13 protein-coding genes are annotated in these 15,765 nt (G+C 61.4%); 1 reads left to right on the forward strand and 12 read right to left on the reverse strand.

The features are described from left to right. Positions 1-75: 75 nt before the first annotated feature. Positions 76-522, reverse strand: coding sequence for an azurin (azu, locus tag B9N88_RS12785; protein WP_027607696.1), 447 nt, complete (start codon positions 520-522; stop codon positions 76-78). Between the two features lie 332 nt (positions 523-854). On the opposite strand from azu, the gene B9N88_RS12790 reads away from it, so the two are divergent. Continuing rightward, positions 855-1,037 (forward strand): hypothetical protein, encoded by a 183-nt coding sequence (locus tag B9N88_RS12790; protein ID WP_027607695.1) that lies wholly within the window; start codon positions 855-857, stop codon positions 1,035-1,037. Between the two features lie 46 nt (positions 1,038-1,083). Here B9N88_RS12790 and B9N88_RS12795 read toward each other — a convergent pair whose 3' ends face one another. From B9N88_RS12795 to rpsF, 11 genes are all read right to left on the reverse strand, one after another. After that, positions 1,084-1,974: a transglutaminase family protein gene (locus B9N88_RS12795; protein WP_043293780.1), complete on the reverse strand. Its 891-nt coding sequence runs from the start codon at positions 1,972-1,974 to the stop codon at positions 1,084-1,086. Beyond that, positions 1,974-4,460, reverse strand: coding sequence for a circularly permuted type 2 ATP-grasp protein (locus B9N88_RS12800; RefSeq protein ID WP_027607694.1), 2,487 nt, complete (start codon positions 4,458-4,460; stop codon positions 1,974-1,976). Before B9N88_RS12800 ends, B9N88_RS12795 begins: the two co-directional genes overlap by 1 nt. Before the next feature lie 96 nt (positions 4,461-4,556). After that, positions 4,557-7,847: a transglutaminase family protein gene (locus tag B9N88_RS12805; RefSeq protein WP_027607693.1), complete on the reverse strand. Its 3,291-nt coding sequence runs from the start codon at positions 7,845-7,847 to the stop codon at positions 4,557-4,559. A gap of 187 nt (positions 7,848-8,034) precedes the next feature. Continuing rightward, positions 8,035-8,496 (reverse strand): hypothetical protein, encoded by a 462-nt coding sequence (locus B9N88_RS12810; RefSeq protein ID WP_027607692.1) that lies wholly within the window; start codon positions 8,494-8,496, stop codon positions 8,035-8,037. Next, positions 8,493-9,413 (reverse strand): hypothetical protein, encoded by a 921-nt coding sequence (locus tag B9N88_RS12815; protein ID WP_027607691.1) that lies wholly within the window; start codon positions 9,411-9,413, stop codon positions 8,493-8,495. The genes B9N88_RS12810 and B9N88_RS12815 overlap by 4 nt, the downstream gene beginning before the upstream one ends. A 207-nt stretch (positions 9,414-9,620) precedes the next feature. After that, positions 9,621-11,924, reverse strand: a complete 2,304-nt coding sequence (locus B9N88_RS12820) for a YgiQ family radical SAM protein (protein ID WP_027607690.1) — start codon at positions 11,922-11,924, stop codon at positions 9,621-9,623. A gap of 96 nt (positions 11,925-12,020) precedes the next feature. Beyond that, positions 12,021-13,418, reverse strand: coding sequence for a replicative DNA helicase (gene dnaB / locus B9N88_RS12825; RefSeq protein WP_017526410.1), 1,398 nt, complete (start codon positions 13,416-13,418; stop codon positions 12,021-12,023). 110 nt (positions 13,419-13,528) lie between these two features. Further along, a complete protein-coding gene (rplI, locus tag B9N88_RS12830) occupies positions 13,529-13,975 on the reverse strand; it encodes a 50S ribosomal protein L9 (protein WP_003171376.1) in 447 nt (148 codons plus the stop codon). Positions 13,976-13,993: 18 nt separating this feature from the next. Beyond that, positions 13,994-14,884, reverse strand: coding sequence for a YybS family protein (locus B9N88_RS12835; RefSeq protein ID WP_027607689.1), 891 nt, complete (start codon positions 14,882-14,884; stop codon positions 13,994-13,996). Positions 14,885-14,920: 36 nt separating this feature from the next. Then, positions 14,921-15,151, reverse strand: coding sequence for a 30S ribosomal protein S18 (gene rpsR / locus B9N88_RS12840; protein WP_003171373.1), 231 nt, complete (start codon positions 15,149-15,151; stop codon positions 14,921-14,923). 29 nt (positions 15,152-15,180) lie between these two features. Then, a complete protein-coding gene (gene rpsF / locus B9N88_RS12845) occupies positions 15,181-15,603 on the reverse strand; it encodes a 30S ribosomal protein S6 (RefSeq protein WP_003171371.1) in 423 nt (140 codons plus the stop codon). Positions 15,604-15,765: the final 162 nt, after the last annotated feature.

The following is a 15,765-nucleotide window of genomic DNA, read 5'->3' on the forward strand; positions in this document are numbered from 1 at the left end:
GGTGAGCCAGATAGTGGTGTGTTGATTGGCAGGCAGTCATCGGGGGGCAAGCCCCCGATGAACGATAACGCGGTCTTACTTCAGGACCACAGTGCCCTTCATCATCGAAATGTGGCCTGGGAACGAGCAGAAGAACGCGTAATCCGTACCGGCCGCCAGTTTCGAGACATCGAAGGTCACCGAATCCTTCTCGCCGGCACCAATGATCTTGGTGTGGGCGATGATGCGATCGTCACCCTCTTTCAGGTAGTTCTTGTCGATGCCAGCGGCCATGCCATCAGTGGCAACCGGCTGCATGTTGGCGGCGCTGGTCAACACCCAGTTATGACCCATGACGTTTTTCGGCAGGCTGCCGGAGTGAGTCAGCTCGACAGTGAACGTCTTGCAGCTCTTGTCGATCGTGATTTCCTTGGTGTTGAAGGACATCTGGTCAGTGGAGTCGACGGTGACCTTGCACTCTGCAGCAAGCAACTGGCCGCTGGCCAGAGTCAGCAGGGAAACAGCAACGAGTTTGGCAAACATGTGAATCTCCAAGGCAGGGTTTAAACAACGCGTAATGCGACAAGGGTGCCTGAGGCAGGCAAAAATTCTTATGACCTGAATCAACAGATTGTATACAACTTTAGGCTATCAGACTTATCGACACAATCAACCAGCCAAAGTGCCGCAGGCTGTCTATGATCGGCCCATCACCCACTGGAGCCCGAGCCATGCACCTCAACCAACTGTTCAATGGCCTCCTGGCCGCGTACGCCTGCGGTAAGTGAAGGCCAAGCGCCCCTTGAAGCTGCTACCATGTCGTCCCAAGGCAGCTGCGCGCCGCCACCCTCACCTTCGACCCTAGAGGATCGCCCATGGCCAAACCTAATTACTCCTTCGCCAAACGTCAGAGAGACTTGGCCAAGGAACAGAAGAAAGAGGAAAAACTGCAACGCAAGAAAGCCGCGGTAGATGAAGAAGCGGGCGCACTCAACCCGGATGCTGATGGTGAAGTAACGAACGACGAGACTGAAACACCAAAAGATCCAGCTGAATAATTTTCGTTGTGGTGAGCAGGCCACCCCGGCTCACCACGCTCCCCTGCTATTCCAGCGGCATCACCGTCACCCGCACCTCCGGGTCATGGCTCCCTCCCCCCAGAATCACCCCACGCAACGGCGACACATCGGAGAAGTCCCGGCCCCAGGCCAGGGTGATGTGCTCCAGTGCCGGCTGCACATTGTTCGTCGGATCGAAATCCACCCACCCCGATACCGGGCAATACACCGAGACCCATGCGTGGGAGGCATCGGCGCCGATCAGCCGTGGCTGGCCGGGTGGTGGCTGGGTGAGCAGGTAGCCGCTGATGTAACGCGCCGCCAGGCCGCGCGAGCGCAGGCAGGCGAGCATCAGGTGGGCGAAGTCCTGGCACACGCCGCGGCGACGCTCCAGCACTTCCACCAGCGGCGTGGCGACCTGGGTGGCTTCGGCATCGAAGGTGAATTCACTGAAGATCTTTTCCATCAGCGCCTGCACACCCAACAGCAACGGTTTGCCAGGGGGAAAACAGCTTTCGGAAAATTCGACGAAGGTTTTCTTCAAGTGCACGTAGGGCGATTCGAAGCGATAGCGACAGGCTTCGATCAACTCGAGCGACAGCGGCTGGCTGCCGTAGGTCAGGCTGTCGCGGGTCTGGTCCCAGGCGGGCGACTGCTGGAAATCCAGCACCGGCCGCGCCAGCACTTCCACGGTCAGCCCGGCGTTCACCAGTAATTCATCATGGGGCCGCTCGAACGCCAGGCGGGTGATCGGGTTGCCGAACACGTCCAGCTCATCCCGGCGTGCGGACGGCGGGGGGCTGATATCCAGTTGCTGGGCGCTGCAACGCTGCCAGGCGCACGGCCTCGGCCATAAATGCGCGAGCTGCTGGGCCAGGGACACCGGGCTGTCGTAGTGGTAATGGGTATCGTGGAAAATCTGGTAGCGCGCACTCATCACACCGACACCGTTTGCTGACTGACATCATCCACATGGGCAAAGTGGCGCAAAGCCAGACGATCCGATACCTGCCCACTCTCATCGGCGACCGCCTGCAGCAGGTCGGCCAGGCCTTCAAGTGCAGCACGCACGCTGGATTCGCCAAACAACGGGTTCTCCAGGCACGCCAGGTCGAAACGCGCCAGGCGCTCCACCAATGGGCCCAGGCCGGTTTCCCGAGGCACACCAAAATCGTCGTTGAGACGTCGCAGCGTGCGGCTCACCAGCTTGAGCTGGAACAGCACCGCGTGGGGGTTCTGCTCGTCCAGCAGCAGCAGGTCGAGTACCGGGATCAGCTGCGGCACCGCCAGGTAGCGCGAGCGGTAGGTGATGCTGCTGTTGCCCAGCTCCAGCAACCACTCCAGGCCCGCTTGATCGAACACCGCCACGCCGCGCAGGAATGCCGCCAGGCTGCTGCTGAGAAATTGCAGGCGCTCGATGCGCCGGCCCATCATCAGGAAGCGCCAGCCTTCGTCGCGGGTCATGTCGTCCAGAGCAAACCCGGACAGCGCCGCCAGGGACATCACCAGGCGGTTGAGGAAGTCCAGCAACTCACCAAAATCCGGGCTTTCGCTCTCCAGCTCCAGGGCTTCGCGCTGCAACTCCACCAGGGCCTGCCAGTTTTCACGGGACAGCTTGCCGCGCACCTGGGACGCCGCCCACTGCAAGCGTTGCAGGTTGGCGCGCAGGCTCGACGGCCAATCATCGCCGAGCAAGGCCGCCTGCAAACGCTCGGGCAGCTCGCCCTCCTCCGGCAGCAGGCGCAGGTTTTCACCCAACTCGACCGCCGCCTGCAAGGCCAGGGGGTCATCGCCGTCGACATAGCGCGCCAGCACGATGCGCAGCCAGCGTGCGCTGTCGTCGCAGCGTTCGCAGTAACGGCCGAACCAGAACAGGTTTTCCACCACGCGGGACGGCAGATAAGGGTCGCGGCGCACCAGGTCGTGTGCACCGATCGCGCGTTGGGCGCGCCAATGCTCGCCACTGCTGGCACGTTCGCCCAGCACCCAGGTGTCCTTGCTGGCGCCGCCGCGCTGCATCGATACCACTTCGGCATCGGCGTCGGCCGCCACGCGGGTCAGGCCGCCGGGCAATACACGGTAGCCCTCCGCGCTGGCCACGGCATACACGCGCATGCCGATGGCGCGGTGTTGCAGGTGATCCTCCACGGTGTGCCACACCGGTGCCTGGGACAGTTGCGCCAGCTCCTGGGCGACGTAGGCGTAAGGCCGCGCACGCATGCGTTCGGCCAGGGCCTGGCGTTGCTCGTCGTTCAAGTCGCGACCGAATACCGGGGTGAAACTTTGCGACGGAAACGCTGGCTTGATCAGCAGTTCCGGCAGTTTCTCCAGGGCTTCGGCGAGCACCGGCGCCTCACCGCACCACCAGGTGGCGATGGAGGGCAAGAGCAATTCTTCGCCGAACAGGAACTGGTTGATCCTGGGCAGAAAGCCGAGCAAACCGGGGGATTCCAGCACGCCGCTGCCCAGGGCATTGGCCACCAGCACATTGCCCTGGCGCGCGGCGTCGAGCAGGCCGGGTACGCCGAGGGCGGAGTCGGTGCGCAGCTCCAGCGGGTCGCAGAAGTCGTCGTCGAGGCGACGCATGATCGCGTGCACCCGGCGCAGGCCACTGAGGGTTTTCAGGAACACCGTGCTGTCGCGCACCGTGAGGTCGCCGCCTTCCACCAGCGGGTAGCCGAGCTGACGCGCGAGGTACAGGTGTTCGAAATAGCTCTCGTTGAAACGCCCAGGGGTGAGCAGCACGATCAGCGGCGGCTGGTCATCGCTCGGCGCCTGGCGGGCCAGGGTTTCCTGGAGCGTGCGGAAGAAACCGGTGAGGTGCTGCACCTGCAGATCACGGTACAGGTCCGGGAAGGCGCGGGACACGATGGTGCGGTTTTCCAACGCATAACCGGCGCCCGAAGGCGCCTGCGTGCGGTCGGCGGTGACCCACCAGCGGCCATCCGGGGTACGCGCCAGGTCCACGGCATACAGGTGCAGAAACGCACCATCAGGCGGTTGGATGCCCTGGCACGGCCAGAGGAAATTGTTATGCCCGAACACCAGCTCGGCCGGCAGCAGGCCTTCCTTGATCAAGCGTTGCGGCCCGTAGAGGTCCGCCAGTACGGCGTTGAGCAGGCGCGCACGCTGGGCGATACCGGCTGACAGCTGCTGCCATTCATCGGCCGCCAGCACATGGGGCAGCAGGTCCAGTTCCCACGGGCGATCGGCGCCCTTGGGGTCGGCGTAGACGTTATAGGTGACGCCGTTTTCCTGGATCTGCCTTGTCAGCAGCGCCTGGCGCTGGGCCAGTTGCGCGGGTGTGCTGCGTTGCAGGTGATCGAGCAAGCGCTGCCAATGGGCGCGTACTGCGCCACTGTCGTCCAGCAGTTCGTGATAAGTACCCGCGGTCAGCGGGTATTGGTCGAGCAAGTCGGGCATGGAACGCTCGGCAGAGGCAAAGGGGCTCAGTTTAATTCAAATTCACTGCAATCTAATGTGGGAGGGCGCTTGCTCCCTCCCACATTGTGATCGCTTTTAGTCATTTTTATTGGGGTGACGCCGCAGATCCAGGGTCATCGGCAATTCGTCATTGATCACAACACTCGGCACGGTGAGCTTGCCAGGCGTGTGGCCGAGACGGAAAAACCGCGCCATGCGCCGGCTCTCCGCCTCATTGGCGTTTACCGGCAGGCTGTCGTAGTTACGCCCGCCCGGATGCGCGACATGGTACTGGCAGCCGCCCAGGGAGCGTTGCATCCAGGTGTCCAGCAGGTCGAACACCAGCGGCGCGTGCACCGGGATGGTCGGTTGCAGGCAGTTGGCAGGTTGCCAGGCGCGGTAACGCACGCCGGCGACGAACTCGCCAATGCGCCCGGTCGGTTGCAGTGGCACCGGGATGCCATTGCAGGTCAGCAGGTAGCGTTGCGGCGGCAGCCCGCTCACCTTCACCTGCAAGCGCTCCAGGGACGAATCCACATAGCGCACCGTGCCGCCCACCGCGCCCTCTTCGCCCAGCACATGCCAAGGTTCCAGGGCCTGGCGCAGTTCCAGCTCGATCCCGCTGACGGCGTAATCGCCCACCTTGGGGAAGCGGAACTCCAGGTGCGCGGCGAACCATTCGGCGCGCAACGGGTAACCGGCGGCGTTCAACTCGACGATCACATCGGCAAAGTCCTGCTCGATAAAGTGCGGCAACAGGAAGCGGTCATGCAATTCGGTGCCCCAGCGCGCCAGTTTCGGCGGCGCATAGGGTTCACGCCAGAAGCGCGCGACCAAGGCCCGCAGCAGCAATTGCTGGGTCAGGCTCATGCGTGCGTGGGGCGGCATTTCAAAGGCACGCAACTCCAGCAGGCCCAAGCGGCCGGTGGCGCCATCCGGCGAATAGAGTTTGTCGATACAGAATTCGGCGCGGTGGGTGTTGCCCGTCACGTCGATCAACAGGTTGCGCAGCAGGCGATCCACCAACCAGGGCGGGCATTCTTCACCCGGCTGCGGCATTTGCGCAAAGGCGATTTCCAGCTCATACAGCGCGTCGTTGCGGGCTTCGTCCACCCGCGGTGCCTGGGAGGTCGGGCCGATAAACAGGCCGGAAAACAGGTACGAGAGCGAGGGGTGGTTATGCCAATAGCTGATCAGGCTGCGCAGCAGGTCGGGCCGGCGCAGGAATGGCGAGTCCTTGGGCGTCGCGCCCCCCAGCACAAAGTGGTTGCCGCCGCCGGTGCCGGTGTGGCGGCCGTCGATCATGAACTTCTCGGTGGTCAGCCGGGTTTGCCGCGCCTCCTCGTAGAGGAATTCGGTGCGTTCCACCAACTCGTCCCAGGTCGCGGACGGCTGCACGTTGACCTCGATCACACCCGGATCCGGCGTAACGCGGAAGTTGCTCAGGCGCATATCGAACGGCGGTTCGTAGCCTTCCAGCAGCACCGGGCAGTGCAATTCCTCGGCGGTGGCTTCGATGGCGGCCACCAGTTCCAGGTAATCCTCGACGCGTTCCAGGGGCGGCATAAACAGGTACAGGCGCCCTTCCCGCGCTTCGGCACACAGGGCAGTGCGGGTCAGCCAGTCGGCGGACTCGTCGACCTCGGGCACTCGCTCGTCGTTCGGCGCGGGTTCGCCATGGCTTTGCAGTTGCGCACTGGTCGGCAGTTCCGGCTGATCCTGGTTAGGGTCGGTGGGGTGCACGAACGGATACTCCGCCGCCGTCACCCACGGCTGCGAGGCCAACGGCAGGCGATAGCCCAGCGGCGAATCCCCCGGCACCAGGCGGCAATGGTTATCGCGCAGGTACCAGCGCCCGCTCTGCCAGCGGTCATTGGCCGCCGTACGCGCCAGCGGCAGTACCTGGCCGATGACTTTATCCAGGCCCTGGCTGAACACCTTGCGCAGGCGTTCGCGCTCCAGCTCGTCACTCAAGCGCGGGTCCTGGGCCGTGACGTTTTGCGGCAACGCACCTTCGCGCCACAGGTAGTAGAAATTGTCTTCGTAGGCCGGGAATACAAAGCGCGCCGGCAACTTCAGGCGCTCGGCGACGCTGGCCAGGAAGCGCCCGGCCATTACGCCATCGGCGCCGTAGTCCTGTTGTTCATCGGCGATCAGCGCGCTGTTGTGCCAGATGGGCACGCCGTCACGGCGCCAGTAGCAGTTAAGCGACCAGCGCGGCAATTGCTCGCCGGGGTACCACTTGCCCTGGCCGAAGTGCACCAGGCCCTTGGGTGCGTAGTGCTTGCGCATGCGCTGGAACAGCTCGGCGGACAAGCGCCGCTTGTCCGGCCCGAGGGCTGCGGTGTTCCACTCGGCGCCGTCAGGGTCGTCGATGGAGACGAAGGTCGGCTCGCCGCCCATGGTCAGGCGTACATCATCCTTGAGCAGGTCGCCATCGATCTGCCGGCCCAGGGCCTGGATCGCCAGCCATTGCTCTTCGGTGTAGGGCTTGGTGACCCGTGGCGCTTCCCAGATGCGCTCCACCGACATCTCGTGGGTAAATTCGCACTCGCAGGGTTCCACCAGCCCACTGATCGGCGCGGCGGACGATGGATCGGGACTACAGGCCAACGGGATATGCCCTTCACCGGCGAACAGCCCGGAGGTGGCATCCAGGCCGATCCAGCCGGCACCGGGCAAATACACTTCGCACCAGGCGTGCAGGTCGGTGAAGTCGACTTCGGTGCCGGAGGGGCCGTCGAGGGCTTTGACGTCGGCGGTCAGCTGGATCAGATAACCGGACACAAACCGCGCCGCCAACCCGAGGTTGCGCAGCAATTGCACCAGCAGCCAGGCCGAATCACGGCAGGAGCCGGAAGCATTTTCCAGGGTGAATTCCGGGGTTTGCACCCCCGGTTCCATGCGGATCAGGTAGCCGATGTCGGCGGCCAGGCGCTGGTTGAGGCCCACCAGGAAGTCCACGGCCGGCAACGGCGTGCGGTCGATACCCGCCAGGTAGGCGGCAAACCTCGGCGTCAGCGGCAGGGTTTCCAGGTACGGCGCCAGTTCGCGCTGTTCATCGGCGGCGTAGCTGAAGGGGATTTTTTCGGCGTAGGGCTCAAGGAAAAAATCGAACGGGTTGAACACCGCCATCTCGGCGACCAGGTCAACCTCGATGCGCAGTTCATCGGTCTTTTCCGGGAACACCAGACGCGCCAGGTAATTGCCCTGGGGGTCCTGCTGCCAATTGATGAAGTGCTGCTCGGGCAGCACTTTGAGTGCGTAGGACAAAATCCGCGTGCGGCTATGGGCCGCCGGGCGCAGACGCACAATCTGTGGGCCGAGTTCGACCGCGCGGTCGTAGCGGTAATGCGTAACGTGGTGCAACGCGACATGAATCGACACGGCGGCCTCCTGCGAGCCAGGGCATGGACACAACGCGCGCAAGACTTATGCCAGAGCGGCGGTCATTGCGCTTTATCGTAAGACCCGGTGCAGTACAGCACCAAAACGGCGCCAACGGTGGTGTCGTGGTGCAGGCGCCGCACATATTTGTGGCGTTAATGTGAGGATGGGTGGCGAATCTACCCAATCAACGGGTTTTGCGCTTTGCGATTACGGCTGGTTTAACCGCCTGCCGAATACGACGGATTCCCACGAGTTTCATGCGCATCTCTCGCTGAACCTTGCTGTTAAGTGTCAATAATCCGAGCAATGGGAATAACAGCGCCAACCCATACAGGACTTTGTGAGGCTGGAATTGAACCATCGGAACTACAAACAGCAGACAGGCGACATAGATACCGACCATTACCCACACCCAGGAGGGTCGGCCCCGCAAAATCATAAAGTTGCTATGGACCGTCAACAGAATGAGCAGCGCCCCGGCAGACATGATCTTGAGCCCCACTTGAGCCATCGGCGCATCACGAAAATAGGTGATGAACGCCAGCGCCACAGCCAACGCTAAAGAAAAACACGCAGCAAATACGCCGCTCATAAACGTCAGAAAGTATTGTCTGAAAAAGTCGCGTAGCGTCATCAATTCGCTCATTCGCTTACCTCCTCGTACAGTCCAATCGCGATGGTGTTGACGTTTCCGGAGTAGGCACTCCCGCCAAACCCAACGCTTGCGCCCAGGACGTCTTTGATCTGGGTAGTGGTGCTGTGCTTGAGCTGCGTAGGGGTGAAACGCTTGGTGAGTTCGCCCGACGCCTGCCTCAATTTGATCATCTTCGCGGTCAAGCTGGGATGGTTGATGCTCAGCAGCTCTTTCGTCAGCTTGGCTCTTTCCTGGCGATTCAAACCGCGAAGCACATCACGCAGGCTCTTGCCCGTCGATGCTTTGGCGGCCCTGACCAGCTTGACCGTCGTCAGGGCCGAAGCGCCCACGCCAGCCAGTGATACGGCGTCCAGCACGATGGACGCATTCTGGTACCAGCCTTCACTGTCGAGCGAATCCTTGACCTCCGGTTTGGCGACTTCCAGCGCTGTTCGGGCAATGCCGTTGAAACACTGAAGCGTACTTGCGCCGGCAGCCGCATACCCCACTACAACGATGACGGAACTGGCGCCAGCGCTGAAAGGCACCAGAATTGTTCCACTGGCGATCGCAGCCCAACTGATGACCGCCCCCAAGCAGGAGATTCCGGTATTCACGGCTTCGCCAATCAGTCGCGATTCTCGAGGATTGCTCACGACATGTTGAGCAAACTGTGTTGGCGCAATGTACTTCTGCGCTTCACGCAAAATGATGCGCTTGGGCTTGATGCTGCAGATGGGCTTGAATTCGCGCAGGGTAATGACATTGAAGTCAGCGTCGATATACACCACCCCCGCGCCGACGATGCTGGGGTCGGCGTCGATGGCCGCGAACAGCCGTGGCAGGTTGATCTGGCTTTCGATGCGCTGGCGCGCCATGAACTGGGAGCGGTTGGAGTCCATGCCGATGCCGGCCAGGGGGTTGCCCATGGGGTGTTCTTCCTTGAAGGGGTGGAGACTGGACTGACGCTATCGGGGGCAAGCCCCCTCCGACACTTGTCTGTATTCGCAATCCAATGTGGGAGGGGGCTTGCCCCCGATAGCGATTTAATGGGCGCCACCTTACCAAACAGCCTCCCCACCGCCTAGAAAGCAAAACGCCAGCACAAGGCTGGCGTTTGCATTTTCAAGCGACGATCAACGCGGCACGACCGGCTTGCGGGCCGGCTTGCCGCCCTTGCCCTTGGCCGCATCGCTGCGTTCCTTGGCCGCCTGCTTGTTACGCGCCTGGGCCGCCGCCTTGGCTTGCTCACGCTTGTCCCACGGGTTGCTGCCGTCACTGCCACGGGGCGGCAAGCCGGTGTGCTGGGTGAGGATCCTGGTGGTGGTTTCCTTGGCGACCTTGTGGCTGCCAGCCGGCGTCGAGTTCTTGCGACGGGCGCTCTGGTAGCTGTCGGTGCTCGGCTGGTGCAGCGGGATCAGCTGGTCCTTGCCCGGCCCGATCAGGTCGGCACGGCCCATGCGGGTCAGCGCTTCACGCAGCATCGGCCAGCCCTTCGGGTCGTGATAGCGCAGGAACGCCTTGTGCAGGCGGCGCTGCTCTTCGCTCTTGACGATGGTCACCGCGTCGCTCTTATAGGTGACCTTGCGCAGCGGGTTCTTGCCCGAGTGATACATCGCGGTGGCGGTGGCCATCGGCGACGGGTAGAACGCCTGCACCTGGTCGGCGCGGAAGCCGTTGCCCTTGAGCCACAGGGCCAGGTTCATCATGTCTTCATCGGTGGTGCCCGGGTGGGCGGCGATGAAGTACGGGATCAGGTACTGCTCCTTGCCCGCTTCCTTGGTGTACTTCTCGAACATGCGCTTGAACTTGTCATAGCTGCCGATGCCCGGCTTCATCATCTGGTTGAGCGGACCTTCCTCGGTGTGTTCCGGGGCGATCTTGAGGTAGCCACCGACGTGGTGGGTGACCAGCTCCTTGACGTATTCCGGCGACTCGACCGCGAGGTCGTAGCGCAGGCCGGAAGCGATCAGGATCTTCTTCACCCCCGGCAATGCACGGGCGCTGCGGTACAACTGGATCAACGACGAGTGGTCGGTGTTCAGGTTCGGGCAGATACCGGGGAACACGCACGACGGCTTGCGGCACGCGGATTCGATTTCCGGGCTCTTGCAGGCAATGCGGTACATGTTCGCGGTCGGGCCGCCGAGGTCGGAGATCACACCGGTGAAACCTGGAACCTTGTCGCGGATCTCTTCGATTTCGCGAATGATCGACTCTTCGGAACGGTTCTGGATGATCCGGCCTTCGTGCTCGGTGATCGAGCAGAAGGTGCAGCCGCCGAAGCAGCCACGCATGATGTTCACCGAGAAACGGATCATGTCGTAGGCCGGGATTTTCTCCTTGCCGTACGCCGGGTGCGGAACACGGGCGTACGGCATGCCGAACACGTAGTCCATTTCTTCGGTGGTCATCGGAATGGGCGGCGGGTTGAACCATACGTCCACTTCGCCGTGCTTCTGCACCAGGGCGCGGGCGTTGCCTGGGTTGGTTTCCAGGTGCAGCACGCGGTTGGCGTGGGCATAGAGCACGGCGTCGCCACGGACTTTTTCCACCGAGGGCAGGCGGATCACGGTCTTGTCGCGGGTCATGCGCGGGCTGGCCAGGATCTGCACGACCTTGGCTTCTTCCGGATCATCGACCGGCCCCTTTTCCTGCTCGATGGCGCAGGCCTGGGTGTCCTGGGTGTTGACGTACGGGTTGATGATCTTGTCGACCTTGCCCGGGCGGTCGATACGTGTGGAATCCACTTCGTACCAGCCGGCTGGGGTATCGCGACGGATGAACGCGGTGCCGCGCACATCGGTAATGTCTTCGATCTTGTGGCCCCACGACAGGCGCTGGGCGACTTCGACGATGGCCCGCTCGGCGTTGCCGTACAGCAGGATATCGGCGGTGGCGTCGATCAGGATCGAGTTGCGCACGCGGTCCTGCCAGTAGTCGTAGTGGGCGATGCGGCGCAGGGATGCTTCGATGCCGCCGAGTACGATCGGCACGTTCTTGTAGGCTTCCTTGCAACGCTGGCTGTACACCAGGCTGGCGCGGTCCGGGCGTTTGCCGGCCATGCCGCCTGGGGTGTAGGCGTCATCGGAACGGATTTTCTTGTCGGCAGTGTAGCGGTTGATCATCGAGTCCATGTTGCCGGCCGCGACGCCGAAGAACAGGTTCGGCTCGCCCAGTTTCATGAAGTCGTCTTTGGACTGCCAGTTCGGCTGCGCAATGATCCCGACGCGGAAGCCCTGGGACTCCAGCAGCCGGCCGATGATGGCCATGCCGAACGACGGGTGGTCCACGTAGGCATCACCGGTGACGATGATGATGTCGCACGAATCCCAGCCAAGCTGATCCATCTCCTCCCTGCTCATCGGCAGGAATGGCGCAGGGCCGAAACATTCGGCCCAGTACTTGGGATAGTCAAATAACGGCTTGGCTGTTTGCATGACGGTGACCGGTGTTGAGATGAAAAATCGCGGGCGCGGAATATAGCACAAATTTTGACCAATTCCGACGGTAATGGTCGGAATTGAACAGACGGGTTATTCGTCGTCGTCGAAGTTGTAGCTGCCCGGCGCCAGGTTCTCGAAGCGCGTGTATTTACCGATGAACGCCAGGCGGATAAAGCCGATCGGGCCGTTACGCTGCTTGCCGATAATGATCTCGGCAATGCCTTTGTGCTCGGTCTCGGGGTGATACACCTCGTCGCGGTACACGAACATGATCACGTCGGCATCCTGCTCGATCGCTCCGGATTCCCGCAGGTCGGAGTTCACCGGGCGCTTGTTGGGACGTTGTTCCAGGGAGCGGTTGAGCTGAGACAGGGCGACTACCGGGCAGTTGAATTCCTTGGCCAGGGCCTTGAGGGACCGGGAGATTTCGGAAATTTCGTTGGTGCGGTTATCGCCACTGGAGCCCGGGATCTGCATCAATTGCAGGTAGTCGATCATGATCAGGGCGATGTCGCCGTGCTCACGTACCAGGCGGCGGGTACGTGCACGCATCTCGGACGGGCTGATACCGGCGGTGTCATCGATAAACAGCTTGCGGTCGTTGAGCAGGTTGACCGCCGAGGTCAGGCGCGGCCAATCGTCGTCTTCCAGGCGACCGGCACGCACCTTGGTCTGGTCGATTCGGCCCAAGGAAGAAAGCATACGCATGATCAGCGATTCGCCTGGCATCTCGAGGGAGTACACCAGGACGGTCTTGTCGCTGCGCAATACGGCGTTTTCCACCAGGTTCATCGCAAAGGTGGTCTTACCCATGGATGGACGGCCGGCGACGATGATCAGGTCGGACGGCTGCAGGCCGCTGGTCTTCTCGTCGAGGTCGGTGTAGCCGGTGGAAATACCGGTGATGGCGTTGTCGGTGTTGAACAAGGTGTCGATGCGGTCGATGGCCTTGGTCAACAGGTCGTTGACGCTGACCGGGCCGCCGGTTTTCGGGCGCGCCTCGGCGATCTGGAAGATCTGGCGCTCGGCCTCGTCAAGGATTTCGGCGGCGGTGCGGCCTTCGGGGTTGAAGGCGCTGTCGGCGATTTCGGTGCTGATGCCAATCAGCTGGCGCAGGGTGGCGCGCTCGCGAACGATCTGGGCATAGGCCTTGATGTTGGCGACGGACGGCGTGTTTTTTGCCAGCTCACCCAGGTAGCCCAGGCCGCCGACCTGGGAGGTCTGGCCTTCCTTGTCCAACTGCTCGGCCAGGGTCACCACGTCGATGGGGGAGTTCTGGTCGGCCAGCTTGGCGATGGCACGGAAGATCAGACGGTGGTCATGACGATAGAAATCACCGTCCGAGACTTGATCCAGCACGCGTTCCCAGGCGTTGTTGTCCAGCATCAGGCCACCGAGCACGGCCTGTTCGGCCTCGATGGAATGCGGCGGCACCTTCAGGGCAGCGGTTTGCAGATCGTATTGCTCAGGAGCTGAAATATCGTTCATGGCCACTTGGAATTAGGGGATTGTAGAAAAACAAAAGGCACGACCTGTAAACAGGATCGTGCCCGATGTTAACTGCCCGGCACACGAGGTGCCAGTCAGTTAGGTGCGACTTAAGCTGCTACCACGACAACGCGTACGGTGGCTTCAACTTCGGCGTGCAGGTGCACGGCTACGTCGAATTCGCCTACGTTGCGGATGGTGCCGTTCGGCAGACGAACTTCGCTCTTCTGCACTTCGACGCCGGAGGCGGTCAGTGCATCAGCGATGTCGTGGGTGCCGATCGAACCGAACAGCTTGCCTTCGTCACCGGCGGTGGCAGTGATAGTCACTTCCAGCTCAGCCAGTTGGGCAGCGCGAGTTTCGGCCGAAGCTTTCTTGTCTGCTGCTGCTTTTTCCAGCTCAGCGCGACGCTCTTCAAACGCAGCCAGGTTGGCAGCGGTTGCAGCGGTGGCTTTGCCGTATGGCAGCAGGTAGTTACGACCGTAGCCGGCCTTAACGTTCACTTTGTCGCCCAGGTTGCCCAGGTTGGCGACTTTTTCCAGAAGGATCAGTTGCATGTGAAAATCCTCTAACTTTTAACCTTCACCGTTCGCGTTATCGGCGTCTTTCGGCGCAGAACGTCCGCGAAAATCAATCAGGCTGTCGACAATGGCCAAGACCACGAGTAACGGACCGATCAAGTGCATGAGCGGCAGGACGGTGACGTAGATCCCCACCAGCCAGAAACTGGCCAGTCTTTTCTGCGCGACAAGCCCGTGAATCAGGGACAAGCCAGCGAAGAACAATGGCACACCGCACAACGGCAACAGGATCAAGGTGTGCCACCCGATAAACGGGGCAACACACATGACGGCCAGCAGTGACAGCGCAACACGCTTGGGGATCCGGATTGCGCGAAACTCGCTTCCGAAACCGCCGGGGTTATACAACAACGCCTGCCAATAGCGCCCAAGAATCAGGCACAACACACTAAAGACCTGCACCGAAACCGCTGTCGAAATGATCAACATCGGAACTGCCAGTGAAGCGAGTGCTGCTTTCTGATCTGCCGAGAACTTCTCGTAAGACTCACCCATCACCACCGGCAAGACGTGTTGAAACGTCTGCGCCAGCGACTCGATGAAGGAACCGAAGACGGTCCCCAGGCTCACCGCACACAACAACCCCACGGCCGTGCTGACCAGCAGCACGCGATTCCAGGAATGCCCGGCGCGCAAAACCAACGCCAGGCTGCAACTCCCCAACAGCACCAGAAGCGCTGTCGGGTCTTGCAGGAAATGCCAGCTCACCAACACTGACAACAACCCCAGACCCAGGACGCTCAAGGCGTCCGAACCGCGCCGCAGGAGCACAAGGCAACCCGCGGCGGCACCCAACCAGAACAACAACGGCAACACTGCACATCCAGCCACTACCAGAGTGGCCTGCACACGACCGCGCATGATGAACTCAGCTAAGGCGCGCATGCATTCAATCCCTTACTACTTGTCGACTGCCCGGTCTCAGCGGCCGTGGCTGTCGGTGTAGGCCAGCAGGGCCAGGAAGCGGGCGCGCTTGATAGCGGTAGCCAGCTGACGCTGATAACGTGCTTTGGTACCGGTGATACGGCTTGGAACGATTTTGCCGGTCTCGGATACGTAGGCTTTCAGAGTGTTGAGATCTTTGTAGTCGATCTCCTTCACTTCTTCAGCGGTGAAGCGGCAAAACTTACGACGACGGAAGAAACGTGCCATTTGATAGGCTCCTTAATAAGGTCCGTGGATTACTCGTCAGCGTTATCGCTGCTGTCGCTGTCATCACTATCAGCGCTATCAGCGCCTTCGTGCTCAGGACGGTCGCGACGCTCACGGCGCTCACTGCGGTTTTCTTCAGCCTTGAGCATCTCGGATTGGCCGGTAACGGCTTCTTCGCGACGGATGACCAGGTTACGGATCACTGCATCGTTGTAGCGGAAGTTGTCTTCCAGCTCGGCCAGGGCCTTGCCAGTGCACTCAACGTTCAGCATCACGTAGTGAGCCTTGTGAACATTGTTGATTGCGTAGGCCAGTTGACGACGACCCCAATCTTCCAGACGGTGGATTTTGCCGCCGTCTTCTTCGATCAGCTTGGTGTAACGCTCAACCATGCCGCCGACTTGCTCGCTTTGATCCGGGTGGACCAAAAAGATGATTTCGTAATGACGCATGAATGCTCCTTACGGGTTGTAGCCTGCCGCTCAAAAACGGTCAGACAAGGAGTGAATGACACTTATGGATCTTGCCGCAGGGAGGCACATCGGTGCCTGCCAGGAAGGCAAGGGGCGCAATTGTAGAGAAGGGGAAGAACGGGCGCAAGGTGATTGGTGATT

Origin of the sequence: Pseudomonas sp. LAMO17WK12:I1 (genome assembly GCF_900177315.1) — a bacterium.
Lineage (GTDB): Bacteria > Pseudomonadota > Gammaproteobacteria > Pseudomonadales > Pseudomonadaceae > Aquipseudomonas > Aquipseudomonas marginalis.

Bases quoted from the DNA above. Each gene is read 5' to 3' on its own strand.
- azu (WP_027607696.1), bottom strand. From the start codon at position 522: ATGTTTGCCAAACTCGTTGCTGTTTCCCTGCTGACTCTGGCCAGCGGC.
- B9N88_RS12790 (WP_027607695.1), top strand. From the start codon at position 855: ATGGCCAAACCTAATTACTCCTTCGCCAAACGTCAGAGAGACTTGGCC.
- B9N88_RS12795 (WP_043293780.1), bottom strand. From the start codon at position 1,974: ATGAGTGCGCGCTACCAGATTTTCCACGATACCCATTACCACTACGAC.
- B9N88_RS12800 (WP_027607694.1), bottom strand. From the start codon at position 4,460: ATGCCCGACTTGCTCGACCAATACCCGCTGACCGCGGGTACTTATCAC.
- B9N88_RS12810 (WP_027607692.1), bottom strand. From the start codon at position 8,496: ATGAGCGAATTGATGACGCTACGCGACTTTTTCAGACAATACTTTCTG.
- B9N88_RS12815 (WP_027607691.1), bottom strand. From the start codon at position 9,413: ATGGGCAACCCCCTGGCCGGCATCGGCATGGACTCCAACCGCTCCCAG.
- B9N88_RS12820 (WP_027607690.1), bottom strand. From the start codon at position 11,924: ATGCAAACAGCCAAGCCGTTATTTGACTATCCCAAGTACTGGGCCGAA.
- dnaB (WP_017526410.1), bottom strand. From the start codon at position 13,418: ATGAACGATATTTCAGCTCCTGAGCAATACGATCTGCAAACCGCTGCC.
- rplI (WP_003171376.1), bottom strand. From the start codon at position 13,975: ATGCAACTGATCCTTCTGGAAAAAGTCGCCAACCTGGGCAACCTGGGC.
- B9N88_RS12835 (WP_027607689.1), bottom strand. From the start codon at position 14,884: ATGCGCGCCTTAGCTGAGTTCATCATGCGCGGTCGTGTGCAGGCCACT.
- rpsR (WP_003171373.1), bottom strand. From the start codon at position 15,151: ATGGCACGTTTCTTCCGTCGTCGTAAGTTTTGCCGCTTCACCGCTGAA.
- rpsF (WP_003171371.1), bottom strand. From the start codon at position 15,603: ATGCGTCATTACGAAATCATCTTTTTGGTCCACCCGGATCAAAGCGAG.